General features: G+C 73.7%; 26 protein-coding genes and 1 tRNA gene. 14 read left to right on the forward strand and 13 right to left on the reverse strand.

The genetic code is table 11. From position 1 onward, the window contains the following. Positions 1-68 precede the first annotated feature (68 nt). Both ACIQUR_RS24075 and ACIQUR_RS24080 read right to left on the reverse strand, forming a co-directional pair. Entirely contained in the window at positions 69-623 is a 555-nt protein-coding gene (locus ACIQUR_RS24075; RefSeq protein ID WP_403667756.1) for a hypothetical protein, read from the reverse strand. 64 nt (positions 624-687) lie between these two features. Beyond that, the gene (locus ACIQUR_RS24080; protein WP_403667759.1) at positions 688-2,274 is read right to left on the reverse strand and encodes a beta-N-acetylhexosaminidase; all 1,587 of its coding nucleotides are present in this window, start codon (positions 2,272-2,274) and stop codon (positions 688-690) included. A gap of 163 nt (positions 2,275-2,437) precedes the next feature. Between ACIQUR_RS24080 and ACIQUR_RS24085 the strand changes: the two genes are divergently transcribed. Further along, positions 2,438-2,713 carry a hypothetical protein gene (locus ACIQUR_RS24085; RefSeq protein WP_399950237.1) on the forward strand — a complete coding sequence of 92 codons (276 nt, stop codon included), beginning with the start codon at positions 2,438-2,440 and terminating at the stop codon, positions 2,711-2,713. Positions 2,714-2,766: 53 nt separating this feature from the next. After that, positions 2,767-4,584, forward strand: coding sequence for a glutamine--fructose-6-phosphate transaminase (isomerizing) (glmS, locus tag ACIQUR_RS24090; protein WP_403667762.1), 1,818 nt, complete (start codon positions 2,767-2,769; stop codon positions 4,582-4,584). Between the two features lie 98 nt (positions 4,585-4,682). Here glmS and ACIQUR_RS24095 read toward each other — a convergent pair whose 3' ends face one another. Next, entirely contained in the window at positions 4,683-5,252 is a 570-nt protein-coding gene (locus ACIQUR_RS24095) for a GPR1/FUN34/YaaH family transporter (RefSeq protein ID WP_403667958.1), read from the reverse strand. Positions 5,253-5,419: 167 nt separating this feature from the next. Next, complete coding sequence (locus ACIQUR_RS24100) at positions 5,420-5,947, reverse strand: universal stress protein (RefSeq protein WP_399956488.1); 528 nt, start codon at positions 5,945-5,947, stop codon at positions 5,420-5,422. Positions 5,948-6,242: 295 nt separating this feature from the next. Here ACIQUR_RS24100 and ACIQUR_RS24105 point away from each other — a divergent pair, with 295 nt between their 5' ends. The 4 genes from ACIQUR_RS24105 (at position 6,243) to ACIQUR_RS24120 (ending at position 9,130) form a co-directional block, all read left to right on the forward strand. Further along, complete coding sequence (locus tag ACIQUR_RS24105) at positions 6,243-6,641, forward strand: hypothetical protein (protein ID WP_403667765.1); 399 nt, start codon at positions 6,243-6,245, stop codon at positions 6,639-6,641. A gap of 376 nt (positions 6,642-7,017) precedes the next feature. Beyond that, the gene (locus ACIQUR_RS24110) at positions 7,018-8,196 is read left to right on the forward strand and encodes a helix-turn-helix domain-containing protein (protein ID WP_403667768.1); all 1,179 of its coding nucleotides are present in this window, start codon (positions 7,018-7,020) and stop codon (positions 8,194-8,196) included. Between the two features lie 153 nt (positions 8,197-8,349). Continuing rightward, positions 8,350-8,952, forward strand: coding sequence for an oligoribonuclease (gene orn / locus ACIQUR_RS24115; protein WP_403667770.1), 603 nt, complete (start codon positions 8,350-8,352; stop codon positions 8,950-8,952). 105 nt (positions 8,953-9,057) lie between these two features. Further along, positions 9,058-9,130: transfer RNA gene (locus tag ACIQUR_RS24120), tRNA-His, on the forward strand. Between the two features lie 92 nt (positions 9,131-9,222). Here ACIQUR_RS24120 and ACIQUR_RS24125 read toward each other — a convergent pair. Next, entirely contained in the window at positions 9,223-10,302 is a 1,080-nt protein-coding gene (locus ACIQUR_RS24125; protein ID WP_403667773.1) for a LacI family DNA-binding transcriptional regulator, read from the reverse strand. Positions 10,303-10,420: 118 nt separating this feature from the next. Between ACIQUR_RS24125 and ACIQUR_RS24130 the strand changes: the two genes are divergently transcribed. The 4 genes from ACIQUR_RS24130 to ACIQUR_RS24145 are packed head-to-tail and all read left to right on the forward strand — an operon-like array spanning position 10,421 to position 14,911. Beyond that, entirely contained in the window at positions 10,421-11,731 is a 1,311-nt protein-coding gene (locus ACIQUR_RS24130; protein WP_403667775.1) for an ABC transporter substrate-binding protein, read from the forward strand. Further along, on the forward strand, positions 11,728-12,702 hold the full coding sequence (locus ACIQUR_RS24135) for a carbohydrate ABC transporter permease (protein WP_403667777.1): 975 nt from the start codon (positions 11,728-11,730) through the stop codon (positions 12,700-12,702). The genes ACIQUR_RS24130 and ACIQUR_RS24135 overlap by 4 nt, the downstream gene beginning before the upstream one ends. Continuing rightward, positions 12,654-13,520, forward strand: a complete 867-nt coding sequence (locus ACIQUR_RS24140) for a carbohydrate ABC transporter permease (RefSeq protein ID WP_399956692.1) — start codon at positions 12,654-12,656, stop codon at positions 13,518-13,520. The genes ACIQUR_RS24135 and ACIQUR_RS24140 overlap by 49 nt, the downstream gene beginning before the upstream one ends. After that, positions 13,517-14,911: a GH1 family beta-glucosidase gene (locus tag ACIQUR_RS24145; protein ID WP_403667779.1), complete on the forward strand. Its 1,395-nt coding sequence runs from the start codon at positions 13,517-13,519 to the stop codon at positions 14,909-14,911. Before ACIQUR_RS24140 ends, ACIQUR_RS24145 begins: the two co-directional genes overlap by 4 nt. A 137-nt stretch (positions 14,912-15,048) precedes the next feature. Here ACIQUR_RS24145 and ACIQUR_RS24150 read toward each other — a convergent pair whose 3' ends face one another. The 5 genes from ACIQUR_RS24150 to ACIQUR_RS24170 all read right to left on the reverse strand — a co-directional run bounded on the left by ACIQUR_RS24150 (position 15,049) and on the right by ACIQUR_RS24170 (position 19,526). Continuing rightward, entirely contained in the window at positions 15,049-16,029 is a 981-nt protein-coding gene (locus ACIQUR_RS24150; RefSeq protein WP_403667781.1) for a trypsin-like serine peptidase, read from the reverse strand. Between the two features lie 338 nt (positions 16,030-16,367). Further along, positions 16,368-17,000 (reverse strand): disulfide bond formation protein B, encoded by a 633-nt coding sequence (locus ACIQUR_RS24155; protein ID WP_403667784.1) that lies wholly within the window; start codon positions 16,998-17,000, stop codon positions 16,368-16,370. 12 nt (positions 17,001-17,012) lie between these two features. After that, entirely contained in the window at positions 17,013-17,177 is a 165-nt protein-coding gene (locus ACIQUR_RS24160) for a DUF5993 family protein (protein ID WP_399956518.1), read from the reverse strand. Positions 17,178-17,412: 235 nt separating this feature from the next. Further along, the gene (locus tag ACIQUR_RS24165) at positions 17,413-18,840 is read right to left on the reverse strand and encodes an ATP-binding protein (protein WP_403667787.1); all 1,428 of its coding nucleotides are present in this window, start codon (positions 18,838-18,840) and stop codon (positions 17,413-17,415) included. Further along, positions 18,837-19,526 carry a response regulator transcription factor gene (locus tag ACIQUR_RS24170; RefSeq protein ID WP_403667790.1) on the reverse strand — a complete coding sequence of 230 codons (690 nt, stop codon included), beginning with the start codon at positions 19,524-19,526 and terminating at the stop codon, positions 18,837-18,839. Before ACIQUR_RS24170 ends, ACIQUR_RS24165 begins: the two co-directional genes overlap by 4 nt. Positions 19,527-19,639: 113 nt before the next feature. Between ACIQUR_RS24170 and ACIQUR_RS24175 the strand changes: the two genes are divergently transcribed. Next, on the forward strand, positions 19,640-20,194 hold the full coding sequence (locus tag ACIQUR_RS24175; protein WP_403667792.1) for a hypothetical protein: 555 nt from the start codon (positions 19,640-19,642) through the stop codon (positions 20,192-20,194). 61 nt (positions 20,195-20,255) lie between these two features. Here ACIQUR_RS24175 and ACIQUR_RS24180 read toward each other — a convergent pair whose 3' ends face one another. Both ACIQUR_RS24180 and ACIQUR_RS24185 read right to left on the reverse strand, forming a co-directional pair. Then, positions 20,256-21,122, reverse strand: a complete 867-nt coding sequence (locus ACIQUR_RS24180) for a spermidine synthase (RefSeq protein WP_403667795.1) — start codon at positions 21,120-21,122, stop codon at positions 20,256-20,258. A gap of 125 nt (positions 21,123-21,247) precedes the next feature. Next, complete coding sequence (locus ACIQUR_RS24185; RefSeq protein ID WP_403667798.1) at positions 21,248-21,661, reverse strand: hypothetical protein; 414 nt, start codon at positions 21,659-21,661, stop codon at positions 21,248-21,250. 238 nt (positions 21,662-21,899) lie between these two features. Between ACIQUR_RS24185 and ACIQUR_RS24190 the strand changes: the two genes are divergently transcribed. Continuing rightward, positions 21,900-23,231, forward strand: coding sequence for a tetratricopeptide repeat protein (locus tag ACIQUR_RS24190; protein ID WP_403667801.1), 1,332 nt, complete (start codon positions 21,900-21,902; stop codon positions 23,229-23,231). A gap of 78 nt (positions 23,232-23,309) precedes the next feature. On the opposite strand, the gene ACIQUR_RS24195 is transcribed toward ACIQUR_RS24190, so the two are convergent. Continuing rightward, positions 23,310-23,906, reverse strand: a complete 597-nt coding sequence (locus ACIQUR_RS24195; protein WP_403667803.1) for a histidine phosphatase family protein — start codon at positions 23,904-23,906, stop codon at positions 23,310-23,312. Positions 23,907-24,102: 196 nt separating this feature from the next. Here ACIQUR_RS24195 and ACIQUR_RS24200 point away from each other — a divergent pair, with 196 nt between their 5' ends. Then, positions 24,103-25,302 (forward strand): hypothetical protein, encoded by a 1,200-nt coding sequence (locus ACIQUR_RS24200; protein ID WP_403667806.1) that lies wholly within the window; start codon positions 24,103-24,105, stop codon positions 25,300-25,302. Then, the gene (locus ACIQUR_RS24205) at positions 25,302-26,870 is read left to right on the forward strand and encodes a hypothetical protein (protein WP_403667808.1); all 1,569 of its coding nucleotides are present in this window, start codon (positions 25,302-25,304) and stop codon (positions 26,868-26,870) included. Before ACIQUR_RS24200 ends, ACIQUR_RS24205 begins: the two co-directional genes overlap by 1 nt. The last annotated feature ends 16 nt before the right edge of the window (positions 26,871-26,886 follow it).

Here is a 26,886-nt window from a genome sequence, read left to right on the forward strand (position 1 = left end):
AGCGGCCCGTCTTCCGCCGGCCCCCCGCCGCCGGCCGACGGGCCGCTCCCCCGTTCCCGGGCGCCGTCTTAGGGCGCGTTGAACTCGGTGACGCGCCAGACGGTGCCCAGCCGCTCGACGCGGAGCCAGGTGTACCCCTCCGGGCAGTCGACGGAGACGCGCAGGGAGTCGGGTCCGTCCTGGGGGTCGCCTCCGGCCTCGTAGCTGGCCGGTGCGTCCACGCACGCGGTCTGGGTGAAGACGTACCGCGTGTCCGTGGCGAGTTCGGCGAGCGCCGCGGCGCAGCTGCCCGCCCTGCTGCTCGCGAAGGACCGCAGCCGTGCGTCGGCGAGGCCGCAGGCCCGCTCCGCGTCCCGGCGCGAGAGGGCCTGCGCGAAGCGCTGCGCCACCTCCCGCGGGCCGGCCGACGGCTTCAGGGGCGCGGGGGCGGCGCCGGTGCCGGGCGCCGGTCCCGCGCCGGTGGCGGAGGACGGCGCCGGGGCCGCCGTCGACGGGGCCGCGGCGCGGGTGGCGGCCGGCGGGGCGCCGGTCCCCGCCGGCCCGGCGGTCTCCTCGCACCCGACGGTGGCGGCCAGGACCGCCACCGTCGAGACGCCGATCCGGAAGGCGCGCTTGATGATCATGTCCGGAACCCTACAACGCCTCCTCCGGGCCTCGGAGTTGCCCGCCGGCGCCCCGGGCGCCGTCCTAGAGCCAGGGCACGTCCGGCGAGCGGTAGAAGCCGATGCCCAGCTTCGTCAGCACCGGGCCCTGGGCGGCCAGGCGGAGCCGGTACGCGTCCCAGTCCAGGGCGGCGGCCGGCGACCAGCCCAGCTCCGCCACCCCGATCACCCGCGGGAAGGCCATGAGGTCCAGCTCCGCCGGGGTGGCGATGACCTCCGTCCACAGCGGGGCCTCCACGCCCAGCACCGCGGACTCCGGCACCCCCGGCAGGTGCGTGCCCGGGTCCCAGTCGTACGCCCGCTCCACCGGCACGTAGCCCGGCCAGCTCAGCCCCGGCTTCGTGGCGGCGTCGTACTTGATGTCGAGGTACGAGCGGTCCGCGGGCGAGACGACGAGCTTCGCGCCCTTCCGCACCGCGGCCGCCACCTGCTCCTTCTCGGCCGCCTTGGTCTTGTCCGTGCCCCACCACTGGAGCACCGCGCCCGGCACCGGCTCCGCGCCCGCCAGCTGGTGCCAGGCCATCACCTTCTTGCCGGTGTCGCCGACGGCCGCCTGGGCCCGCGCCATGAAGGACGCGTACTGGTCGTGCGGGGTGGAGTGGGCCTCGTCGCCGCCGATGTGCAGCCAGCGGCCGGGCGTCAGGGCGGCCACCTCGCGCAGCACGTCGGCGACGAACTCGTAGGTCCGCTCCTTGCCGACGCAGAGCGAGCTGAAGCCCACCTTGATGCCGGTGTAGCGGGCGGGCGCGACGCCGGAGCAGTTCAGCTCGGCGTACGAGGCCAGGGCCGCGTTCGTGTGCCCCGGCATGTCGATCTCCGGGACGACCTCCATGTACCGCTCGCCCGCGTAGCGGACCAGGTCCCGGTACTCCTCCTTGGTCCAGTGGCCGCCCGGGCCGCCGCCCACCTCGCTCGCCCCGCCGTACTCGGCCAGCCGCGGCCAGGAGTCGACGGCCAGCCGCCAGCCCTGGTCGTCGGTGAGGTGCAGGTGCAGGACGTTGACCTTGTACAGGGCCAGCTGGTCCACGTACCGCTTGACCTGCGCGACGGTGAAGAAGTGCCGCGCGATGTCGACCATGGCCCCCCGGTACGCGAACCTCGGGGTGTCGGAGACCGAGCCGCCCGCCACCACCGGCGCCCCCTCGGCCGGCACCAGCTGCCGCAGCGTCTGCGCCCCGCGGAACAGCCCGGCCGGCCGGTACGCGCTGACGGTCACGCCCTCCCCGTCCGCCTGGAGCCGGTACCCCTCCTCGCCGTACGCGCCCGCCGCGGGGTCCAGCCGCAGCCGCACCCCGCCGGCCGCGCCGGCCGCGTCGGTGCCGCTGACCCGCAGCGGCAGCCCGGTCGCCGGCCGCAGCGCCGCGGCCAGCAGCTCCCCGACGCCGCGCGCCTCGCGGGAGCCCGCGGTGGTGCGGATCACGGTGGCCGCGGTCAGCCGGTACCCGGGGCCGCCGGGGGCGGTGCGCGCGGGCGCCGGGACGATCCGCTCGTACGCCGACAGCTCGGCCGGCGCACCCGGCGCCCCGGCACCCGAGCCCGCCCGGGCGTCCGTGCAGGAGACCGACAGGGCCGCGCAGGCCAGCAGGGCGCCGAGGGCACGCAGGTATCTCATCCGACCAGGTATAGGGCACGGCCCCGCGGTGCACGGGAAGGACCCCGTCCGGGACCCCGGATGGACCCGCCGAGTCCATCCACTTGGTCCATACCTGCCGCTCCCTGCCCGAAATCGGGCAGGAATATTGCGTTCCACCCCCTCCACCCTCCAATATCTACGGGTGCTCGATCGCCGCCCGTCGCATGACGACCTCGTCGACCACCTGGTGCGCAGCACCGCGCTCCAGCGCGGGGAGGCCGCCCGGGTGGTGCTCGACGTGCTGGCGTACTTCGACGAGACGACCGAGGAGTTCGTCCGCCGCCGCCACCGCGAGCTGCAGGCCGGCGGCTCGGTGAACGCGGAGATCTTCGAACGGATCGCGGGCGAGCTCCCGCACCGCGCCGTGGCGCCACCGGAGCTGTCGCTCCGGCAGCTGCGCCGCATCGTCTACGGCTGAAACGTCCCTGCCACCAGCGGGCACACCCAGAACTTCGGAGGGGTTAACACTTCATGTGCGGAATCGTCGGTTACATCGGCAAGCGCGACGTGGCTCCGCTGCTGCTCGAAGGACTGCAGCGGCTGGAGTACCGGGGCTACGACTCGGCGGGCATCGTCGTCAACAGCCCCAAGGCGACGGCCCTGAAGGTCGTCAAGGCCAAGGGCCGCGTCCGTGAGCTGGAGTCCCGCGTCCCCAAGCGGTTCGCGGGCACCACCGGCATCGCGCACACCCGCTGGGCCACCCACGGCGCGCCGAGCGACGTCAACTCGCACCCGCACCTGGACCCCGAGAACAAGGTCGCCGTCGTCCACAACGGCATCGTCGACAACGCCGCCGAGCTGCGCGCCAAGCTGGAGTCCGAGGGCGTGGTCTTCGCCTCCGAGACCGACACCGAGGTCATCACCCACCTGGTCGCCCGTTCCCAGGCCGACTCCCTGGAGGAGAAGGTCCGCGAGGCCGTCAAGCAGATCGAGGGCACGTACGGCATCGCCGTCATGCACTCCGACTTCGCCGACCGCATCGTCGTGGCCCGCAACGGCTCCCCGGTCATCCTCGGCATCGGCGAGAAGGAGATGCTGGTCGCCTCCGACGTGGCCGCGCTGATCGCCCACACCCGTCAGGTCGTGACCCTCGAAGACGGCGAGATGGCCACCCTGAAGGCCGACGACTTCCGCACCTACACGACCTCGGGCACCCGCACCACCGCCACCCCCGAGACCGTGGAGTGGGAGGCCGCCTCCTACGACATGGGCGGCCACGACACGTACATGCACAAGGAGATCTGCGAGCAGCCCGACGCGGTCGACCGCGTGCTGCGCGGCCGGATCGACGAGAAGTTCTCCACCGTCCACCTGGGCGGCCTGAACCTCGACGCCCGCGAGGCCCGCGGCATCCGCCGCGTGAAGATCCTCGGCTGCGGCACCTCGTACCACGCCGGCATGATCGGCGCCTCGCTGATCGAGGGCCTGGCCCGCATCCCGGCCGACTCCGAGCCGGCCTCCGAGTTCCGCTACCGCAACCCGGTCGTGGACCCCGACACCCTCTACATCGCCGTCTCCCAGTCCGGTGAGACGTACGACGTGCTGGCGGCCGTCCAGGAGCTGAAGCGCAAGGGCGCCCGCGTCCTCGGCGTGGTCAACGTGGTCGGCTCGGCCATCGCCCGCGAGGCCGACGGCGGCGTGTACGTGCACGCCGGCCCCGAGGTCTGCGTCGTCTCCACCAAGTGCTTCACCAACACGGTGGTCGCCTTCGCGCTGCTCGCGCTGCACCTGGGCCGCATCCGCGACCTGTCCGTCGCCGACGGCAAGCGGATCATCGAGGGCCTGCGCAAGCTGCCCGCCCAGATCCAGGAGATCCTGGAGGGCGAGGAGGACATCAAGAAGCTGGCCGCGGAGTACGCCGAGGCCAAGTCGATGATGTTCATCGGCCGCGTCCGGGGTTACCCGGTCGCCCTGGAGGCCTCCCTGAAGCTCAAGGAGATCTCCTACATCCACGCCGAGGCCTACCCGGCCTCCGAGCTCAAGCACGGCCCGCTGGCCCTCATCGAGCCCGCCATGCCGACCGTCGCGATCGTCCCGAGCGACTCGCTGCTGGAGAAGAACCGCGCCGCGCTGGAGGAGATCAAGGCCCGCAGCGGCCGGATCCTCGCGGTCGCGCACACCGAGCAGGAGAAGGCCGACCACACGATCCTCGTCCCGAAGAACGAGGACGAGCTCGACCCGATCCTGATGGGCATCCCGCTCCAGCTGCTGGCGTACCACACCGCCCTGCACCTGGGCCGGGACATCGACAAGCCGCGCAACCTGGCGAAGTCCGTCACCGTCGAGTAGTCGCGACGGTGGACGCGGAAGGGCCCCTCGTGCTCCTGCACGAGGGGCCCTTCCCATTGCGCCGGGGCCGGTACGGCCGCGCCCGGGGCGTACGGGCCTCAGCTCGCGGCCACCGCCCCGCTGCCGGAGGCGCGGCGGACCGAAGCCGGCCAGCCGGTGAGGGCCGCCGTGGCTCCGTACCAGGCCAGCAGGCCGCCGACGGCGGCGACCCAGCCGCCCGCCTTGGCCAGGGAGCCGGTGTCGGCGAAGGCGGATATCGCCAGCAGCAGGAGGGCGAGGAACTGCAGGGCGTAGACGCCCTGGCTGAAGAGTCCGCTCGGGGCGGCTGCCGCGAGGGTCAGCGCGAGCAGGGCGAACAGGACCAGAAACGTTCCGGCAGCGTCCGCGGAGGCCTTGCCGTCCGCCGCGTTCGCCCAGGTGAACCAGAGGGCGCCGAGGCCGGCGAAGGCGGTTCCGTTGAAGCCGTTGCCCCCGCGGTACTCGAGGACGCCGAGCACGAAGAGGGTGAGCCCGCCGACGTACGTGGCGAGCGAGACGGAGTCGGCCGCGGTCACGCCGTCGATGACGCCGGTGTGGCCGATTCCGAACGCGAGAAGGGTCAGACCCAGGGCGATGTGCCCGAGGGTGGAAGTGGTGGCCTTGCTCCCGGCGGAGACGTCGTTGTCCACGGCCAGGCTCCCTTCGATCTGCAATTTTCTGCTGCTACCCAGCGACTCTTATGTTCCCTTCACAAGGGCACAATGCACCCGAACGTGGTCACGGAAAGGTATCGAATCCTCACGGAGTGCAGGCATGGGCGAACAGAACACGCCACATCAGGTCGTACCGGGATCCGTCAGGGGATGACGACGACCGGCCGCTGCGCCCGCTTGGCCAGCCGGCCGGCGACGGAGCCGAAGATCCGGCCGACGATGCCGTGCGTCGAGCCGACCACGATGGCGTCGGCCGAGTACTCGCGGCCGACCTCCTCCAGCTCGTGGCAGATGTCGCCGCCGCGCTCGACCAGGATCCAGGGGACCTCGGCCAGGTAGTCGGCGCAGGCCAGTTCGAGCCCCAGCACCTCGGTGCGGTGGTCCGGCACGTCCACGAAGACGGGCGGCTCGCAGCCGGCCCAGACGGTGGTGGGCAGCCGGTTGGCCACGTGCACGATGATCAGCCCGGAGCCGGAGCGCTTGGCCATGCCGATCGCGTACGCCAGGGCGCGCTCACTGGAGGTCGAGCCGTCGAACCCCACGACGACGCCGTGCCGGAAGGCCGGGTCGCACGGATGGCGTGCCTCTTCGACCGCGCGGAGGTCCGGCGCGGAGTCTGCGAGCTGCTTGCGCTTGCGGCCCGCGGGTTCGGGGAAGTCGTGACCGGCCATGAGTGTCTCGGCGAGGAGAGTCCTTGTGGAGGCAACAGAGGGTGACGAAGCTGTGTCCGGGAATCATCTTCCCAAGCCCATACCCCCAAGGGTACGGCGACACTCCTCCCCTGCACAGGGCCGTCCGGCCCTTGGGAAAGCGTCCCAGGGAGCATGCCGGAGGCGAGGGCTCTTGGCAATGACGACTGGCCCCTACAGTCAGTGACGAGCCACCCTCCCGGGCAGTGACCGACACCTCGCGCACGGCGTTGGACAGACGTCCGACCGTCCCCGAAGAGCCCGCAGGGAGCGCTCCGTGCCCGGTCACCCGGCCCACTCGGCCCAGCAGTCCGCCCCGCCGCCGCCCGCCCGCCCCGCCGTCCATCCGGTTCACCCGTCCGGGGACCCCGCGGGGGACGTCGTACGGTGGGCAGCCTTCAGCTGCGTCCTGGTTCCCGTGGTGCTGGTGGTGTACGGGACCTCCTTCGGCGGGGCCGCGGTGGCGACCCTGGGCCTGGTCGCCGTCACGGCGGTGTGCCGGGTGCTCCTGCGGCGGTCGGAGCTGACCGCGGCCCGCGTCACGGCCGCCGAGCAGAGCGCCGCCGGCCACCGCGGCCGGCACTCGCGGACGGGCAGCGGTGCCCACCGCGGGTGCCACGGTGGCGGGGGAACGCCCGGCCGGGGGCCGGGCGGTGGCCCGAACCCGCATGGCTGACCGGTTCGCACAGGCGCCCCCCGTATGTTTTCAGCCAACTTCACACCCGGGCACAACCCTTGGCGGAATGTCCACCCAACCCCCCCATCACCAGCGACGACACCCCTACGGGTACGGTCGGACCGTATGGGTACAGGCCACCGCCACCCGGCGCGCTTCCCCCCAAGGTCGCGGAGTGGAACGCTTCCTGATCGAATGCTTTACGCCAAGTTGCCAAGTCGACATAGCGCTGCGTGCTGAACTTGTCACGCCGACACCACGCGACGCAGTAGATTCGATCATGTATTTACGGCGGGGGAACACGTGCAAGGCCGAGGGGAAACGTGCAGGTGCGACCAGACCAAGGAGTCGCGACACCCAAGGGGGGCTTAGCGCCATGAGCCAGGACTCCACCGCCGTCGTCGCCGACGCGGGCAGGAAGCTCGCGGGGCGCCGCCGCAGGGAGATCGTCGCGGTGCTGCTGTTCAGCGGCGGACCAATCTTCGAAAGTTCCATTCCACTCTCCGTGTTCGGCATTGACCGGCAGGACGCGGGAGTGCCTCGATACCGACTGCTCGTCTGCGCGGGCGAGGACGGACCGCTGCGGACCACGGGCGGACTCGAACTCACCGCGCCGTACGGGCTGGAGGCGATCGCCCGGGCAGGCACGGTCGTCGTTCCGGCCTGGCGGTCGATCACTTCACCACCGCCTCCCGAGGCGCTCGACGCACTGCGTCTGGCGCACGAGGAGGGGGCCCGGATCGTCGGCCTGTGCACGGGCGCCTTCGTGCTCGCGGCCGCCGGCCTGCTGGACGGCCGCCCGGCGACGACGCACTGGATGTACGCGCCGACGCTGGCCAAGCGGTACCCGTCCGTCCACGTCGATCCGCGCGAGCTGTTCGTCGACGACGGCGACGTCCTGACGTCCGCGGGCACCGCGGCCGGAATCGACCTCTGCCTGCACATCGTGCGGACGGACCACGGCAGCGAGGCGGCCGGGGCCCTGGCCCGCAGGCTCGTCGTCCCGCCCCGCCGCACCGGCGGGCAGGAGCGCTACCTCGACCGGTCCCTGCCGGAGGAGATCGGCGCCGACCCGCTGGCCGAGGTCGTCGCCTGGGCGCTGGAACACCTCCACGAGCAGTTCGACGTGGAGACCCTGGCGGCCCGCGCCTACATGAGCAGGCGCACCTTCGACCGGCGGTTCCGCTCGCTGACCGGCAGCGCGCCGCTCCAGTGGCTGATCACCCAGCGGGTGCTCCAGGCCCAGCGGCTGCTGGAGACCTCCGACTACTCGGTCGACGAGGTCGCCGGACGCTGCGGGTTCCGCTCGCCGGTCGCGCTGCGCGGGCACTTCCGGCGGCAGCTGGGGTCCTCCCCGGCCGCGTACCGGTCCGCCTACCGGGCCCGCCGGCCGCAGGCCGACACGTCCAACGTCACCGAGGTGCCGATGCCGCACCAGCGCACTCCGCAGCCCCAGCGGGCGGCGGCGGCACTGGCGGCCAGCGGCCCGTCCGTCACGGAGCTGTACGCCCCGGGCCGGGCGTCGATGATGCCGGGGCAGCGCGAGCACGCCTAGCGCCGCCCCCGTGAACCGAGGTCCCGCGGATCTGTAGTCGTACGGTCCGCGGGGCCTCCCACGTCTCCGGGACCCGCACGCGGCACGCCCCGGCGCGTTCCCGCGCCGCCGCGGGACCCCCCGTTCGCGGATACCTCCCATAAGGTGGACCGCATGAACGATCGCATGGTGTGGATCGACTGCGAGATGACCGGGCTCTCGCTGACGGACGACGCACTTATCGAGGTGGCCGCGCTGGTCACCGACTCGGAGCTGAACGTGCTCGGCGACGGCGTGGACATCGTGATCCGCCCGCCGGAGGCGGCACTGGAGAACATGCCCGACGTGGTGCGCCAGATGCACACCGCCTCCGGCCTGCTGGACGAGCTGGCCGGCGGGACCACCCTGGAGGACGCCGAGGCCCAGGTCCTGGCGTACGTACGCGAGCACGTCAAGGAGCCGGGCAAGGCCCCGCTCTGCGGCAACTCCGTCGGCACCGACCGCGGCTTCCTGCTGCGCGACATGCCCACGCTGGAGGGCCACCTGCACTACCGGATCGTGGACGTGTCCTCGGTCAAGGAGCTGGCCCGCCGCTGGTACCCCCGGGCGTACTTCAACAGCCCGCCGAAGAACGGCAACCACCGGGCGCTGGCGGACATCAAGGAGTCGATCGCGGAGCTGCGCTACTACCGCGAGGCGGTCTTCGTGCCGCAGCCCGGCCCGGACTCCGAGACCGCGAGGACCATCGCGGCCCGGCACGTCCTGCCCGCCGAATAGCGGGCTGACGGCCACGGCACCGCCGGCCAGGCGATAAGGCGGAGCGAGCACCCCTTCCGACCCTGTACTCTTTTCTTCGGCCGGTCGGAATTCCGACCGGACACGGTGGGTGTAGCTCAGCTGGTAGAGCACCTGGTTGTGGTCCAGGTGGCCGCGGGTTCGAGTCCCGTCACTCACCCTGTACGAGGGCCCCGTTCCGCGGAAGCGGACCGGGGCCCTCGCCGTTTCCCGGCACCGCACCCGCCCGCCGTGCCCCGGCACGGCCCCGGCTCACGCCGAGTCCCGCACCACCAGCTCCGTCGGCAGCACGATCCGCGGCCGCTCCCCGGAGCCCGCGATCTGCTCCAGCAGCACCCGGGCCATGGTCCGGCCCATCTCCTCGATCGGCTGGCGGACGCTCGTCAGGGCCGGGTCCATGTGCCGGGCCACCACCGAGTCGTCGAAGCCGACCAGCGCCACGTCGTCGGGTATCCGGCGGCCCGCCGCGCGCAGGGCCTGGCGGGCGCCGGCCGCCATCACGTCGGAGGCGGCGAAGACCGCGTCCAGCCCCGGGCGCCGCTCCAGCAGCTCGGCCATCGCCCGCCGGCCGCCCTCCTCGGTGAAGTCGCCCTCGGCCACCAGCAGGGCGTCCGCGGGCAGCCCGGCCGCCTCCAGGGAGGCCCGGTAGCCGTCGAGGCGGCGGCGGGCACCGTAGACGTCCAGCCGGCCGGTGATGGTGGCTATGGTCCGCCGCCCGCGGTCCACGAGGTGGCGCACGGCGGCGGTCGCGCCCGCGAAGTTGTCGGAGTCCACCGAGGCCAGGGGCTCGTCGGCGGACCTGCGGCCGCTGACCACGGCCGGGATGTTCAGCTCGTCCAGGAGGTCGGGCAGCGGGTCGTCGGCGTGCACGGAGACCAGCAGCACCCCGTCGACCCGGTCGGCCGCCAGGTACTGGGCGAGCCGGGTGCGTTCGCGCTCGTTGCCCGCGAAGGTCAGCAGCAGTTGCATCTCGGTCTCCGCGAGGGCGGCGCCGACCCCGCGCAGCACGTCGGAGAAGTAGGGCTCCGCGAAGAACCGGGATTCGGGTTCGGGCACCACGAGCGCGATGGCGTCGGTCCGGTGCGCGGCCAGCGCACGGGCCGCCCGGTTCGGCACGTACCCCAGCTCCGCGACGGCCGCCTCGACCGCCGCCCGGGTGGTCTCGCTGACCTTCGCCGAGCCGTTGATCACGCGGGACACCGTGCCGCGGCCCACGCCCGCCCGCGCGGCGACCTCCTCCAGGGTGGGCCGTCCCCCGCGCCCCGCGCCCGCACCGGGGCCGCCCGTGCCGGACCTCGCCCCGGGGGTCCCCACCCGCCCACGACCGTTCATGGCTGCCTCCCTCGTTGAAATCTAACGAACATCCCTCCGATTCGGTCCGTGCAGGACCCCTTGACGCCCCGTGGGAGCGCTCCCACACTGTGGCACACATCGGTCAGGGAGGAAACGCATGCGCTCCAGAACCAGAACCGCCATCGCCGCAGCCCTCGTGGGCACCGCCCTGCTGGCGGCCGGCTGCGCCCAGGACGGCACCTCGGGACGGGAGGCCGGCACCGGCGGCGCCAAGGGCAAGACCACGATCACCGTCGGCGTCTTCGGGGCCTTCGGGCTCCAGGAGGCCGGCCTGTACGACCAGTACATGGCCGAGCACCCGGACGTCGTGATCAAGCAGACCTCGATCGAACGCAACGAGAACTACTACCCGCAGCTGCTCACCCACCTGGGCACCGGCAGCGGCCTGGCGGACATCCAGGCCGTCGAGGTCAACAACATCGCGGAGATCACCGCGACCCAGGCCGACAAGCTGGTGGACCTCGGGAAGACGGCGGGCGTGGACCAGGGCGCGTTCCTGCCCTGGAAGTGGGCGCAGGCCGGCACCAAGGACGGCCGCACGGTCGGCCTCGGCACCGACATCGGCCCCCAGGGCATCTGCTACCGCAAGGACCTCTTCGCGGCGGCCGGGCTGCCCACGGACCGCGCCGCGGTCGGCGCGCTGTGGGCGGGCGACTGGGCCAAGTACCGCGACGTGGGCCTCAGGTACCGGGCGAAGGCGCCGAAGGGCAAGGCGTTCGTCGACTCGGCCTCCGGCGTGATGGCGGCGGTCACCGGCAGCAGCGCCCAGCGGTTCTACGACGCGGACGGCAAGGTCGTCTACAAGACCAACCCGGCGGTCAAGGGCGCCTTCGACCTCGCGGCCTCCTTCGCCACCGGCGGGCTGAGCGCCAAGCTCCAGCAGTTCACCCCCGGCTGGGACCAGGGCTTCTCCAACGGCTCCTTCGCCACCGTGTCCTGCCCGGCGTGGATGCTGGGCTACATCCAGGACAAGGCCGGGGACGCCGGCAAGGACAAGTGGGACGTGGCGCAGGCGCCGCAGCCGAGCAACTGGGGCGGTTCGTTCCTCGTGGTGCCCAAGGCGGGCCGGCACAGCGCCGAGGCGGCGAAGCTGGCGGCCTGGCTGACGGCCCCGGCGCAGCAGGCGAAGCTGTTCGAGAAGCGCGGCAGCTTCCCGAGCGCCAAGGCCGCGTACGCGCTGCCCGCGGTGTCCGGCGCCAAGCACCCGTACTTCGGCAACGCGCCCATCGGGGAGATCTTCGCGAAGGCCGCCGAGGGCATTCCGGTGACGATCGTGGGCCCTAAGGACCTGGTGATCGCGCAGAACCTGGCGGACGTCGGCATGCTCCAGGTGGACCAGAAGGGCCGTACGCCGCAACAGGGCTGGGAGGCGGCCGTGAAGGCGATCGACAACGCCCTCGACCAGTGAGCCGGGAGCTCGTGGGCCGGCGCCTGTCGGCACCGGGGAGGTGGGCCGCCGAGCGGCCCGCCGCCCGGCGCCGGGGCGCCGGCCGCTGGACCCCGTACGGCTACCTCGCGCCCTTCTTCGTGTTCTTCGCGGTCTTCGGGCTGTTCCCGCTGCTGTACACGGGCTGGGCGGCGCTGCACCAGGTGGAGCTGACCGACCCGGACACGATGACCTGGGTGGGGCTGCGGAACTTCACGCGGCTGTGGGACGACGAGTTCTTCTGGAACGCGCTGCGCAACACGGTGACCATCGGGCTGCTGTCGACGGTGCCGCAGCTGGCGGTCGCGCTCGGCATCGCGCACCTGCTCAACCACCGGCTGCGCGGCCGGACCTTCTTCCGGGTCGCCGTGCTCACCCCGTACGCGACCTCCGTGGCGGCGGCGACGCTCGTGTTCGTGCTGCTCTTCGGGCGGGACTACGGGATGGTCAACTGGGCACTGGGAGCGGTCGGGTTCGGGCCGGTGGACTGGCAGAACGGCACGCTGGCCTCGCAGCTGGCGGTGTCCACGATCGTCGTCTGGCGGTGGACGGGCTACAACGCGCTGATCTACCTGGCGGCGATGCAGGCGGTGCCGGAGGAGCTGTACGAGTCGGCGGAGCTGGACGGCGCCTCGCGGTGGCAGCAGTTCGTGCACGTGACGGTGCCCTCGCTGCGCCACACGATCCTCTTCACCTGCGTGGTGTCGACGATCGGCGCGACGCAGCTGTTCGGCGAGCCGCTGCTGTTCAACGGCAGCGCGGGCGCCACGGGCGGGGCGGAGCACCAGTTCCAGACGCTCGGGCTGTACCTGTACGAGCAGGGCTGGGTGAACCTGCACCTCGGGCGGGCCTCGGCGATCGCCTGGGCGATGTTCCTGATCCTGCTGCTGATCGGCGCCGTGAACTGGGCGCTGGCCAGGTGGCTGCGGCGCGGCGAGGGGGAGGTCGCGTGAGGCGGCGGGCCGGGGTGTGGACGTACGTGGCGCTGGGGCTGTTCACGGCGGGCTCGCTGTTCCCGCTGGTGTGGACGGCGGTGGCGGCCTCCCGGGACAACACGCGGCTGGCGCAGACACCGCCGCCGCTGTGGTTCGGCAGCAACCTCTGGGCGAACCTGCAGACCGCGTGGACGGACGCCAACCTGGGGTCGGCGCTGCTGAACACCACGGTGGTGGCGGGGACGGTGGCGGCCGGTTCGGTGCTGTTCTCGACGCTGGCCGGGTTCGCCTTCGCCAAGCTGCGGTTCCGGGGACGCGGGGTGCTGCTGATGGTGGTGATCGGCACGATGATGGTGCCGCCGCAGCTGAGCGTCGTACCGCTGTACATGCTGGTCGCGAAGCTGAGCTGGACCGATCAGCTGCAGGCCGTGATCCTGCCGACGCTGGTGTCGGCGTTCGGCGTCTTCTTCATGCGGCAGTACCTGGTGGAGGCGCTGCCCGGGGAGCTGGTCGAGGCGGCGCGGGTGGACGGCGCCGGGGCCCTGCGGCTGGTGTGGCACGTGGTGTTCCCGGTGGCGCGGCCGGCGATGGCCGTGCTGGGGATGCTGACCTTCGTGATGGCCTGGAACGACTTCTTCTGGCCCATCATCGCGCTGACGCAGCACGGGAGTCCGACCGTCCAGGTGGCCCTGACGGGCCTGGGCCGCGGCTTCATCCCGGACCAGTCGGTGATCATGGCGGGCGCGCTGCTGGGAACGCTGCCGCTGCTGCTCGTCTTCGTCCTGTTCGGCAAACACATCGTCGGCGGAATCATGCAGGGAGCGGTCAAGGGATGACGGGCGTGGAATTTCCCGAGGACTTCGTGTGGGGGGCCGCGACGGCCGCCTACCAGATCGAGGGGGCCGTGCGGGAGGGCGGGCGGCAGGCGTCGATCTGGGACACGTTCAGCGCGACGCCCGGGAAGGTACTCGGCGGGGACACCGGCGAGGTGGCCGTGGACCACTACCACCGGTGGCGGGAGGACATCGGGCTGATGGCCGACCTCGGGCTGTCGTCGTACCGGTTCTCGGTGTCGTGGCCGCGGGTGCGGGCCGGCGGGCTGGGGTTCTACGACCGGCTCGTGGACGGGCTGCTGGAGCGGGGGGTGCGGCCGAACCTGACGCTGTACCACTGGGACCTGCCGCAGGAGCTGGAGACGCCGTCCGGGGACGCCGGCGAGGGGGGCTGGCCGGCGCGGGACACCGCGTACGCCTTCGCGGAGTACGCCGGCCAGGTGGCCAAGGTCCTGGGTGACCGGGTCCGGATGTGGACCACGCTCAACGAGCCCTGGTGCGCGGCCTTCCTGGGGTACGCCTCGGGGGTGCACGCGCCGGGCCGTACGGACCCGGTGGCGGCGCTGCGGGCGGCGCACCACCTGAACCTCGGGCACGGTCTGGCGACGGCGGCGCTGCGGGCCGCGCTGCCCGCGGACGCCCGGATCGGCATCAGCCTCAACCCGAGCGCGGTGCGCCCGCTGACGGGCTCGGCGGCCGACCTGGACGCGGCGCGGCGGATCGACGCCCTGGCCAACCGGGTGTTCACCGGGCCGCTGCTGCACGGCGGTTACCCCGAGGACCTGCGGGCGGACACGGCCGGGCTGACCGACTGGTCCTTCGTGCGCGAGGGCGACGAGCGGGTGATCGGGGTGCCGCTGGACTTCCTCGGGGTGAACTACTACACCCCCGCGGTGGTCTCGGCGGCGGACGGGACAGCGGTACGGGCGGACGGCCACGGCGCCTCGGCGCACTCGCCCTGGCCGGCGGCGGACGGGGTCTCCTTCCACCAGCCGCCGGGCGAACGGACCGCCATGGGCTGGTCGGTCGACGCCACGGGGCTGTACGACCTGCTGATGCGGTTCACCCGGGAGGCGCCGGGGCTGCCGCTGCTGGTGACGGAGAACGGTGCGGCGTACGAGGACGTGCCGGGGCCGTCGGGGCAGGTCGAGGACCTGGACCGGATCGCGTACCTGCGGGCCCACCTGGCCGAGGTGGCGCGGGCCCGGGCGGACGGGGCGCCGGTCGAGGGGTACTACCTGTGGTCGCTGCTGGACAACTTCGAGTGGTCGTACGGGTACAGCAGGCGGTTCGGGCTCTACCACGTGGACTACGCGACGCAGCGGCGCACGCCGAAGGCCAGCGCCCACTGGTACGCCCGGCTGACCCGCTCGGGGGTACTGGCGACCGAGTAGGCCCGGCCATGGTTGCGTCGATTTTCGGCCATGCGTGACGTCCCTCACAGCGTGGCCGGAAACGGGTGTGCCCCCGCCCCCGGGAACCGGGGACGGGGGCACACCGTTCAGATGCTGCTCGCGGTGCGGTCAGGTCGTCAGACCCGGCTGCCCTGCGCGTCGAACATCTTCTTGACGTACTCGTCGAAGTACGGGCTCTTGTTCCAGCCCAGCGAGTTGACCGTGCTGGTCACACCGTTGAGGTAGCCGAGCTGGGTGGAGCTGCTGTACTTGCGCAGCCAGGGGCCGCCGGAGGCGCCACCGGTCAGGTTGCACTTGATGCGGACCTTGGAGGTGCCGGGGTCCGCCGAGGTGTTGCCCTGGCAGTAGATCATGACCTGGCCGTTCTGGCGCGCGACCGGGTAGCCGAAGATCGTGACGTAGTTGCTGCGGTCGTAGTTGTAGCTCAGACCGTTGCCGCCGACGACGTTGACGAGCTTCTTGCCGTCGCTGCGCTTGTAGGTCGTGACGAAGGCGACGTCACGGCTCAGGTTGCTGCTGGATATCCAGGACGTGAAGGTCCGGAACTCCTTGGCGGCGAAGGTGCCGTAGGGACGCGAGCCGTTGTTGTAGCGCGGCACGAACGTCCAGTTGGTCATCCACTTGCCGCCCTTGCCGCCGTGCACGCAGTGGCCGGCGGTGGCGACCATCTGCTTCGAGGCGCTGTTGATGGCGCTGGCGGAGCAGACGTAGTTCTTGCCGTCCTGGGGGTTCTTGAAGAACACCTTGCCGGCGGTACGCGACGCGGTGGGCGCGAAGGCGGAGCTGGGCTTGCCCTCGGTGGCCTGCGCGGGCGCGGTCGAGCCCGGGTTGCCGACCTTGTAGACGGTCTTGGCGGCCACGGCCTCGTCGGCCTTGGTGGCCACGCGGTCGAGCGAGATGGCGTTCTTCATCCGCTCGGGGGTCCAGTACGCGACCGCCGCCTTGGCGGCGTCGTCCTGGACGTTCTTCGTCGCGAACGCAGAGTCCGTCGTGGTGGGCGACGACGGAGCGGCTACTGCCTCTGCGGAGGCGATGCCGGACACGGCCAGGGTCGTGGCCGCGGCCAGGGGCAGGAGGACCTTGCGGAACCTGCGCACAGAGAAAACCTTCCCGTAGGTGATTCATTTGCGACGACATCGGCCGCCGCACAGCAACGACAGTACGGGGGGCCGCTCTGTACCTGACAAGCGCGGAATCAGACGCTCCGCCCGAGAAGTTGGCTGAAAACAGTCGCTTTTTGGGGCGCTTTTCAGCGTCTATGCGCGAAGTAAAGGGGACTGAAGCTCGCCGGGGGCAAGGGCGGGCCGGCACGTGAAGGAAGGGTGATCAAATGTCCGAGTCAGGCGGGTTCCGCGGCGTTTTCGCCCTCGCGGGACCCGCGCTGCCCGTGCCGGCCTTCCCCCGGGGCGGCGCCAGGGCCCGCGCCGGGCCGGGGTCAGTTCAGGATGCCCAGGTCGTACAGCAGCTCGTACCGCGTCGGGTCGTCCGGCAGGAACCAGTGGAAGCCCTCCTCGAAGAAGACCGCCACCACGTTGACCGCGATCACCACGCCGAGGAAGCCGAGGGCCAGCCGGCCGGCGGTCCGGTACGCGTCCGTCGTCGGCACCGTGCGGTCCGCCGTGCTGTGCGCGAAGGCCATCACCAGCCCGATGGCCACCACCGAGGCCTGGAAGAGGATCCACGCCCAGACGTACAGGTGCAGGCCGAAGACCTCGCTGCCGTACCCCTTGTCGCCCGGGAGGATGTGCAGCATGGTCTGCCGCCACGAGGCGAAGGACCCGGCGATCACCGCGATCAGCGCCAGTCCCCAGCCCATCATGTAGTCGCGGCCGGCGATCTGGCCGTCCATGCCCCTGCGGACGATCACGCCCGCGCCGATGGCCGCGAGGAGCATGAACATCCGCTGCACGATGCACAGCGGGCAGGGGTACTCCCACACCACGAACTGGTAGTAGAGCCCGCCGCAGACGACACCCGTCCAGCCGACGACGAAGAAGCACGCGAACCAGTACTGGATCCTGCCCAGGAGGCCGCCCTCGACGGAGGCCTCGGGGAGGATGCTGCTCATCGCTGCCATGGGTCAGTAGCTCAGGTTCAGGGCGAGGCTGCTGGTGATGTGGTGGGCCATCAGCAGGATGACGGCGACCAGCATGACGAACCAGGCGCCGAGCACCACCATCCGGGACGACTGCCGGTACATGGCCAGCAGGGTGGCGAGCAGGCCGCCGAAGATCAGGGTGTCCATGAGGCCGGACGGTACCGAGATTCGGACAAATGCCCCACGAGGCGCGCCCTAGGGGGCCGACGACGCGGCCCGGGCCCGCGGCCCGGCGGAGCCCCCCTGCCCCCCGGGGGCCCCGGCCACCCGGCCGTCCCGGCACCCTCCCGCCGTCACGGCAGTCCCCTTTCTTTAAGGGTGTTCCGTGGGAGCCGCCCACCCGGCCGCCCGGCGCGGGCCGCCCGCGGCCGCTACGGAGCCGCTACGGGGCCGCCCCCGCGCCCTTCCGCCGCCGCCCGACCCGGCTCCGGTGGCCCCGGCGGCCCTGCTCCGGGAGCCGCCCGCGTCCGTCGGCACCGATCCACACCCGGACCTCCGTGCCGCCCAGCACCGAGCGCCCGATCCGCACGTCGCCGCCGGTCGACTCCGCGACCCGCCGCACGATGTCCAGGCCCAGGCCGGTCGACCCGTCCCGCGCCCCGTCGTTGCCCCGCCGCAGCGCGCCCTCCGGGTCCGCGATGCCCGGCCCCGCGTCGGAGACCAGCACGATCACCGCGTCCCCCGCGTCGTGCACGTCCACTGCGAAGGGCGTCCCCTCGGGCGTGTGCCGGAAGACGTTGCCCAGCATCGCGTCGAGGGCCGCGGCCAGTTCGGCCCGGGCCACGGGGATCCGTACCGTACGGTCCACCCCCGCCATCCGCACCTCACGGCCCTCGTCCTCGGCCAGCGCCGACCAGAAGGCCATCCGCTCCCGGATCACCTCGGAGGCGTCGCAGCCCGCGCCGGCCCCGGGCTGCCCCTGGGTCTGCGGGCGCTGCTCGCGGGCGGTGCGGATGATCGTGTCCACCTCCCGCTCCAGCTGCTCCACCGCGGCCCGCGTCTGGTCGGCCGCCGGCCCGTCGCCGAGGGAGGCCGCGTTGAGCCGCAGCACGGTCAGCGGGGTGCGCAGCCGGTGCGAGAGGTCGGCCGCCAGCTCCCGCTCGTTGGCCAGCAGCCGCACCACCTGGTCGGCCATCGAGTTGAACGCCACGGCCGCGGAGCGCAGTTCCGCCGGCCCCTCCTCCGGCACCCGGGCGCCCAGCCGGCCCTCCCCCAGCTCGTGTGCGGCGTGCGCGAGGCGGCCGGCCGGCTGGACCATGCGGACGCCGAGCCGGTCGGCCACCGCCACCGAGCCGACGACCAGCGCGAGGCCCACGCCCGCCAGCACCAGCCAGGCGGTGCCGACGCCGTTGCTGACCTCGCCCTCCGGGACGTACACCTCCACGATCGCGATCCCGCCCGAGCCGATGGCGGTGGGCTGGAGCAGCACGAAGCCGCCGCCCGCGACGGCCGTGGTGGTGGCCCGCCCCAGCCGCCGGGTGTCCGCCACCTGCGCGGGGCCCGCCCAGCCGCGGCCCACGTCCACCGGGCCTGCCCCGGCCGTACCGGCGACCGGGTCGGCCGGTACGGCGGGCACGTGCACGGCCATCCGGTCCGCCGCGCCCATCTGCGTGGAGGCGACGGCCTTGGCCAGCTGGCGGCGGTCGGTGGTGATCGAGAGGGTGGGTCCGATGGCGGCGGCCTGCCGCTCGGCGTTGGAGAAGGCCCGGTCCCGCGCCATCTCCTGCACGACGAGACCGAGGGGGACGGCGAAGGCCACGACCACCATCACGGTGACCGCGAGGCACACCTTCACCAGCGCCCACCTCACAGCGGCGGCTCCAGCTTGACGCCCACTCCCCTGAGGGTGTGGAGGTACCGGGGCCTGGCGGCCGTCTCGCCCAGCTTGCGGCGCAGCCAGGACAGGTGCACGTCGATCGTCTGGTCGTCGCCGTACGACTGCTGCCAGACCTCGGCCAGCAGCTCCTTGCGCGCGACGACCACGCCGGGCCGTCCGGCGAGGAAGGCCAGCAGGTCGAACTCCCGGCGGGTCAGGTCCAGGACCGTGCCGTCCAGCTCGGCCGAGCGGCGCAGCGGGTCGATCGCCAGCCCGCCCACCCGCAGCACCCGCGAGGGCGGCTCGGCGCCGGCCGCGGCGCGCGAGCGGCGCAGCACGGCGGCCATCCGGGCGGAGAGGTGCTCCACGGAGAACGGTTTCGTCAGGTAGTCGTCCGCGCCGTCGTTGAGCAGCCGCACGATCTCGGCCTCGTCGTCCCGGGCGGTCGCGATGATCACGGGTACGTCGGTGATGCCGCGCAGCATCTTGAGGGCCTCGGCCCCGTCGAGGTCGGGCAGGCCGAGGTCCAGGATGACCACGTCGAACCGGTGGTGGGCCACCTCGCGCAGCGCCTCCAGCGCCGTGCCGACGCTCCGCACGGTGTGGGCGGCCTCGGTCAGGTGCCGGATGAGGGCGGAACGTACGAACTGGTCGTCCTCGACCACGAGCACACTTGCCATGGGCGGCACCGTACGCCATACGGGGGAACCCGCGGGACCCTCGGGGGTGTCGGTGCACCTCTGGGGCGTGTGGTGCAGTATGTGCCCTGATGCACAGAGGACTTGTACACGTGATGGCGTGGACCCTGGCGACCGGCGCCGCGGTGACCCTGTCGTGGTGGGGCGTGCACACGGTCATGTCGGGCACCGCGTACGACCCTCCGCGCGCCCTCCCGCTCTCCGCCGGCGCCCTGTCCTCCTCCACGCACGGGGCCGCACCGCCCTCCTCGGAGCCCGCCCCCTCCCCCTCTTCCTCCCCCTCTCCTTCCGCCCCCTCCGCCGCGCCCTCCCGCACGCCCGCGGCGGCGACGGCGTCCCCGCACGACCCGCACCCGGCCTCCTCGGCCGTCGGGCCACGCCCGAGCTCCCGTGCCTACGACGGCGGCGGCAGCGGGGGCTCGGGCCACGTGAAGAGCTACCCGGTCACGGGCGGCCTGGTGGTCTTCGACCTCGGCACGAAATCGGCCGAACTGGTCTCCGCCACCCCTTCGGACGGCTGGCGCATGCAGGTCTGGAAGCAGCCCACCTGGATCCGCGTCACCTTCACCCGCGACGACCGCGAGGTGTCGGTCTTCTGCACCTGGCACGACCACCCCCCGCTGGTGGAGACCTACCAGTCGGACGGATAGCTCTTCGGCGTGCCGGTCTCCGGTCAGCGCGTCCCCGGGCGCCGGTCCGCCGTTCCGCCGGTCAGCGGAACACGGAGGGTGGTGGGGTCGGGGAGGGGGTGGCCGCGGTGTCGGTGACCGGGGCGGCGCCGCCGGTGAAGTCCGCCAGGGAGGGGCCGTGTTCGACGCGGCCGGGGTGCGGGTCGCTCGCGACCCGGCGGGTGAGTTCCGCGACCGGCAGCGCCCGGTCGGCGGCCACCAGCACGGCGTTGCCGAAGCGCTTGCCGCGCAGCACCACCGGGTCCGCGGCCAGGGCGAGTTCGGGGAAGCGGGCGGCGGCGGTGGCGATCTGGCCGCGCAGGTGGGCCAGCGGGGGCCCGTCCGCGAGGTTGGCGACGTACCAGCCGGTGGGCGACAGGGCGCGGCGCACCTCGTCGAGGAACTCGGTGCTGGTCAGGTGGGCCGGGGTGCGGGCGGCGCTGAAGACGTCGGCGACGACCAGGTCCGCCCAGCCGTCGGGGACCTTCGCGAGGCCGGCGCGGGCGTCGACGGAGCGCACCCGGATGCGGGCCCCGGGGTCGAGGGGGAGGTGGGTCCGCACCAGCTGCACCAGGCGCCCGTCGATCTCCACGACCTGCTGGGTGGAGCGGGGGCGGGTGGCCGCGACGTACCGGGCGAGGGTGAAGGCGCCGCCGCCGAGGTGGACCACGTTGAGGGGCCGGCGGGCGGGGGCGGCCAGGTCGATGACGTGGCCGATCCGGCGCTGGTAGGCGAAGTCCAGGTGTGCGGGGTCGTCGAGGTCGACGTGGGACTGCGGGGCGCCGTCGATCAGGAGGGTCCAGGCGTTCGTGCGCTCGCGGTCGGGGGCCAGCTCGGCGAGCCCGCCGTCCACCTGCTCGACGACGGCTTCCGGGGTGCGCGGGCGGCCGCCGCGCCGTTCTCTGGCCATCCGGCCATTATCGCCGGTCGGGAGGCGCGGGCCCGGTTGCCGCCGGTCGGGGGGCGGGGGCCCGGGCCCTGCCGCGGCCGATGGCCCGGCGGGTCACCGGGGCGGCCCGGCGCCGGGGCGGGCGGTCACCTGGTGAGCTGGTCCGCGGCCTCGATCAGGCGGGCGGCCTCGCCGAGGGCAGCGCGCAGCACCTCGGGGTCGGTGACGCGCTCGGCGCTGTCCGGGGGCAGCAGCCACTGCGGCCCCTCGGGGGCGGGCGGCTGCTCGATGCGCAGCCCGCGTCCCGAGGTGTGCGTACAGGCGCTGCCCGGCAGGTCCCAGCCGGCCGCGGTGCCGTGCGGCACCAGGAAGCCGAGGGTGTCGTCCGCGCCGTCGTGGAGTACGGGGCCGACGCCGGCGGCAGCGGCGGCGCGGCGGATGATGTCCACCGCCTCCAGGCCCTGCCGGGCGGGGACGGTGACGAGGTCGGGGGCGGTGTCCTCACCGCTCCCGCTGCCGCGCGTTTCCATGCGTTCCGCCTCCAGGGCTGTCTCCGGCATCGGGCCCCTCCTCGTACCGGCCGGGAGACACCTCCCGCTCCTCATGGTTCAACGCGCGGGGTCGTCAACGGGTGCGGCGACAGGCCGCCGCAAAGGATGGCAGTTCATGGCGGATCGCGGGTGAGATATCCCGTTTGTAGCTAAACACCGGTTGCCGTACCCCTCTCGGCCGGTACGTTTTTGCGCGCCGGACCCCCACACGTACCGGCGGCAGCACTTCGCCAGAGAGGGCACGGCCATGGCGTCGTCACCAACCTCCCCCGCGGCCCCCAACGTTGCCTTCCGCCGGCTGCGCGGCCGGCGTTCCGCGGGCGAGTTCGCGGCGGCGGTGCGGCGGGCCGCCCGCGAGATCGGCGAGTCGGTCTCGTGCGACGCCCGGTACATCGGGCGGGTGGAGGCGGGTGAGATCCGCTGCCCCAACTACGCGTACGAGCGGGTCTTCCTGCACATGTTCCCCGGGCGCACGCTGGCCGACCTGGGCTTCTCGGCACGCGAATCCGTGCGTGGCCGGGGGGCACGGCCGGCCGCCGCCCCCATCCCCCCTGAGGAGAGCGACGTGTTGCGTCGCGCGTTCATGACCGGCGGTTCCGCCACGGTGGCGGCCGCCACGCTTGGGTTCGCCCCTGCCCTGGGCCCCGTACCCGCGCAGGCGGCGGAGCGGCGCGCCCTGCCCCGGCGGGCCGGCGAGGCCGAGGCCGCCGCGGTCGAGGAGGCCGTACGCCGCATCCGGCTGCTGGACGACCGGCACGGCGCGGACGGCCTCTACCGCCGGGCCGCCGAGCCGCTGCGGGTGGCGTACGCCCTGCTCGACGCGGGCGCCACCCGGCAGTCCACGGAGGACCGGCTGCACGCGGGCGCGGGCGAACTGGCCCTCTCGGTGGGCTGGCTGGCCCACGACTCGGGGCGGCTGGACGACGCCCGCTCGCACTACGCGGAGGCGCTGGCCACCGCCCGGGTCTCCGGCGACGCGGGCCTGGAGGCGCACGCCTTCTCCAACATGGCCTTCCTGGCCCGGGACACGGGCCGCCCCCGCGAGGCGATCCGGGCGGCGGAGGCGGGCCAGCGGGCGGCCCGCGGCCTCTCCTCGCCCCGGCTGCTGTCGCTGCTCACGCTGCGGGAGGCGGGCGGCTGGGCGCTGCTCCGGGACCGCAGGTCCTGCGAGGACGCGCTGGGCCGGGCCCACACGCTGTTCGCGAAGGGGGCGTCGCCGGTGGACCCGGAGTGGATGTCCTTCTTCGGGGAGGCGGAGCTGGAACTGCTGGAGGCGCAGTGCTGGTCCGCGCTGTCGGAGTGGTCCCGCGCTGCCCGGCACGCCCGCCGCGCGGCCGGGCTCCAGGACCCGCACTTCGCGCGGAACGTGGCCCTGTCCACCTCGCAGCTCGCCGGGGACCTGGCCCACGCGGGGGCCCCGGACGAGGCGGCGGCGGCCGGCCACCGGGTGCTGGACCTGCTCGGCGAGGTGCAGTCCTCGCGGGTGCAGTCGATGCTGGGGGCCACGGCCAGGACCCTGGTGCCGCACCAGCGCTCGCCGCGGGTGGCCTCGTTCCTGACCAGGCACGCCGCGGTCTGACCGGGGGCGCCGCGCTCCGACCGGAGGGGGCGCCGCGGGCCGGCCGCGCGGGCCCGTACCCCGTCAGTGCGCACCCCGTCAGGCGGTCAGGTGTCCGGTGTCGTTCCAGCGCTCCAGGGCCGGCATCCCGTACGCCCAGCCGAGCACCGACAGCGAGGTGGGCTCCAGGCGCAGGCGCGCGCCGAAGGAGGCCGGCTCGCCGAGCCAGCGGGCGCCGAGGGTGCGCAGGAAGTGGCCGTGCGCGAAGACCAGCACGTCGCGGTCGGCGGAGCGGGCCCACTCGATCACCTGGTCCGCGCGGGCGGAGATGTCGGCGACCGCCTCGCCCTCCGGCACGCCGTCCCGCCAGATGAGCCAGCCCGGCCGGACGGCCTGGATCTCGGCGGGGGTCATCCCCTCGTACGCGCCGTAGTGCCACTCCATGAGCACGTCCCACGGCTCCGCGCGGTCCCCGAAGCCGGCCAGCTCGCAGCTCTCGCTGGCCCGCACGAGCGGGCTGGTGCGGACCTCCACGTCCGGCAGTCCGGCGAAGGGTTCCCGCGCCAGGCGCGCACCCAGCAGCTTCGCCCCCTGCCGGCCCTCGTCCAGCAGCGGGACGTCCGTCCGGCCCGTGTGCTTCCCGGACAGGGACCAGGCGGTCTGTCCGTGACGGGCCAGGAGGATGCGGGGTGCCATGAGGACTCTCCAGACGCGAGGAACCGCGGGTTCCGGCCGGTGTGACGTCCTGCCGGGCGCGGTTCGCGCACGTTCGGCACCCGACACAAACGGAACAAACGGATAAACGGGCAAAACGGATAACCCCTCCATCATCCCGCACGTGAAAAGCGCGGACGACCACGCGCTGTCAGTGGCGGATGGGAGACTTCCGCGCGTGAGCGTCTACCCACCCGACGGAACCCCCGACCCGCGGCCGCCGCTGCGCCGGCGGCTGGCCGAACTGCGCGGACCCCAGGTGCCGCCCCGGCCCCTCGACGCCCGCGCCCTGGCCGCCCTCGCGGCCAACCCGGGGTGCCGCAGACGCGCGCTCCTCGACGGCGCCGGGGTGGACAAGAACCGCCTCGCGGAGGCGCTCGGCTCGCCCGCGTCCTTCGGCCAGTCCCAGTTCGCGATCGTCCGCGGCAACTCCTTCGAGGCCCGGGTCAAGGCCGACGGCGGCCGGGAGCTGATCCGGCTGCTCGCCGAGCACCGTTCCGGCCCGGCGCTCCCCGCGCCCGTCCCCGGCGAGGTGCTCCTTCCCGACCTCACCGCCATCGGCCCCGAGGGCCGCGCCGCCCGCACCTCGCTCGCCCTCCGCGAGGCCACCGAGGCCGGCGCCTGGGCCCTGCTCGACCACCCGATGCTGGCGCTGGAGGTGGCCGGGACCCCCGCCTTCCTGGAGCCCGACGCGGTCGTGGTCCGGCCCGACGGCCGCTGGACGGTGGTGGAGATCAAGTCCTTCCCGATGGTCGACGGCACCGCGGACGCCGCCAAGGTCGGAGCCGCCGCCCGCCAGGCCGCCGTGTACGTCCTGGCCCTGGAGCGGATCGCGGGCCTGGTGGAGGGCGCGGCCGTGGACCACTCGGTACTGCTGGTCTGCCCCAAGGACTTCTCCAACCTGCCGACGGCCGCGTCCGTCGACATCCGCAGGCAGCGTTCCGTCACCCGCCGCCAGCTGGACCGCCTCACCCGGGTCGAGGAGCTGGCCGAAGACCTCGCCGAGGGCACCTGCTTCGACCCCGAGCGCCCCCGCGAGGAGCTCACCGCCGCCGTCGAATCCGTCTCCGCCGCCTACGCGCCCGAGTGCCTGGCCGCCTGCGAGCTGGCCTTCCACTGCCGCGAGCGGGCCCGCGCGGAGGGCTCGGTCACCGCCCTCGGCCGCTCCGTGCGCGGCGAGCTGGGCGCCCTCACCACCGTGGCCGAGGCCCTGGAAGCGGCCGGGTCCCTCCCGGCCGGCGAGCCCACGGACCCCACCGCCGAGGCGCTGCGGCGGGCCGCCCGGCTGCGCGCCGAGGCCCTGGCCGAAGCCGCCGCCCGCCCCCGGCCGCCGGCCGCCGGCACCGCCGCCGCGCCCGACTCCCCGGAGGTCCCCTGATGCCCCTGCTGAGCACCCTGGCCCGGCTGGAGGCGGTACGGGACGGACGCGCCGTCCCGCTCGCGACGGTGCGCCACCGCCACCTGGCGACGCGCCCGCTGGTCCTCGTACCGCTGACCACCGCCGGCGAGGCGGGCGCCCCGCTCGGCGCGCTGGTCGGCACCGATCCCGAGGAGCCGCGGCTGCTCGTGGTCCCGCAGCCCCGGGACCGCGACCTGCGCTGGGAGTTCCTGGCGGACCTGGCCGACGCCGTCCTGCCGTACGTCGACGGCTTCGCCGACGAGGTGGAGCCGGCCGAGCGGACCGAGACCGACCCCGAGACCGGCAAGCGCGTCAAGGTCACCACCGAGCTGTGCACGGACGCGCCGCAGCTCGTCGTCCCCAACCGGGCCGGCGTGGAGTACGTGCGCCTGCTCGGCCGCTCCATGCGCTTCCGCCGCACCGCCGAGCAGGACCCCGACACCCCGTACCCCGCTCCCCCGCGCATCCCGCTGCTCGGCCGCTGGCTCACCCACCTCGGCGAGCGCGCCCGCGTGCCCGGCTCGGCGATGCTGCTCGCCGCCACCGACCTGCTGGGCCGGCACTGGGCCACCGGCCAGAGCAACCTGGAGGACCAGCACCTCGGCGCCCTGCTCGGCTGGATCGACGCCGCGGAGGGCGAGTCCGGCGCGGAGCGGGCGCTCCGCGCCGAACTCGGCCGGGACGAGCGGGGCCAGCTGCTCTGGCCGCCCGCCGGACCGGCCACCGACCCGGCCTTCGACAACCGCCTCCTCGCCCCGGCCATGACGCGGTACGACGCCGCCCGCGCGGCCCGGCCCCGGGACGAGGAGGCCGTGCTGCGCGCCGGCCGGGAGGTGCGCCGGCTGGTCGCGGAGCAGCTGCGGCCCACCTGGTGGGCGGTCTGGCGGGCACTCGACCTGCTGCGCGCGCTGCCGCCCGGCGAGCGGGCCGAGGACCGCTGGACCGGCGACCGCTGGTCGTACACGGGCCACCGCGACCGCATCAGGGCCGGCGAGCCGCCGCAGCCGCGGGTGGACGACGCGGTCACCGCCGCGCAGAAGCTGGCGCGCCGGGAGAGCGAGCAGGCGAAGCTGGACGCGCAGGAGGCACTGGACGACCCGCTGGTGATGGCGGGACGCCGGCTGGCCGGCGAGGCGTTCGCGGGCGAGGTGACCGAGGTCGTCATGGAGTGGACGGAGTCCAAGCGGCCCAGCCCCCGCCCGCTGGTGACCGTCGCCACCGAGGACGAGCCGCGGCTCGCGCCCGGCACGAAGGTCTACCGCTCGCTGGACGGCCGCCCGCAGAGCGCCGCGTTCGTGCGGTACGAGGAGGAGGGCGGAGGGCTGGTCCTGCGGCTGCTGGACAAGATGGGCCGGAGCCGTGACCCCGAGCCGGGGTCGGTGCCGGAGAAGGGCGACCGGGTCTGCTGGACGCTCTTCGAGCACGACAGCCGTACGGGGCCCAGGCTGCCCGAGCCCGAGGACACGCCCTGGACCCACGGGGGCCCGCCGGCCGCCCGGACCACGGCCGAGGCCCCGGACGCCGTGACCGCCGAGGACCTGCTGTGACCCCGACCGCCGAGGG

It is taken from the genome of Streptomyces sp. NPDC101132, assembly GCF_044759225.1.
Taxonomy (GTDB): domain Bacteria; phylum Actinomycetota; class Actinomycetes; order Streptomycetales; family Streptomycetaceae; genus Streptomyces.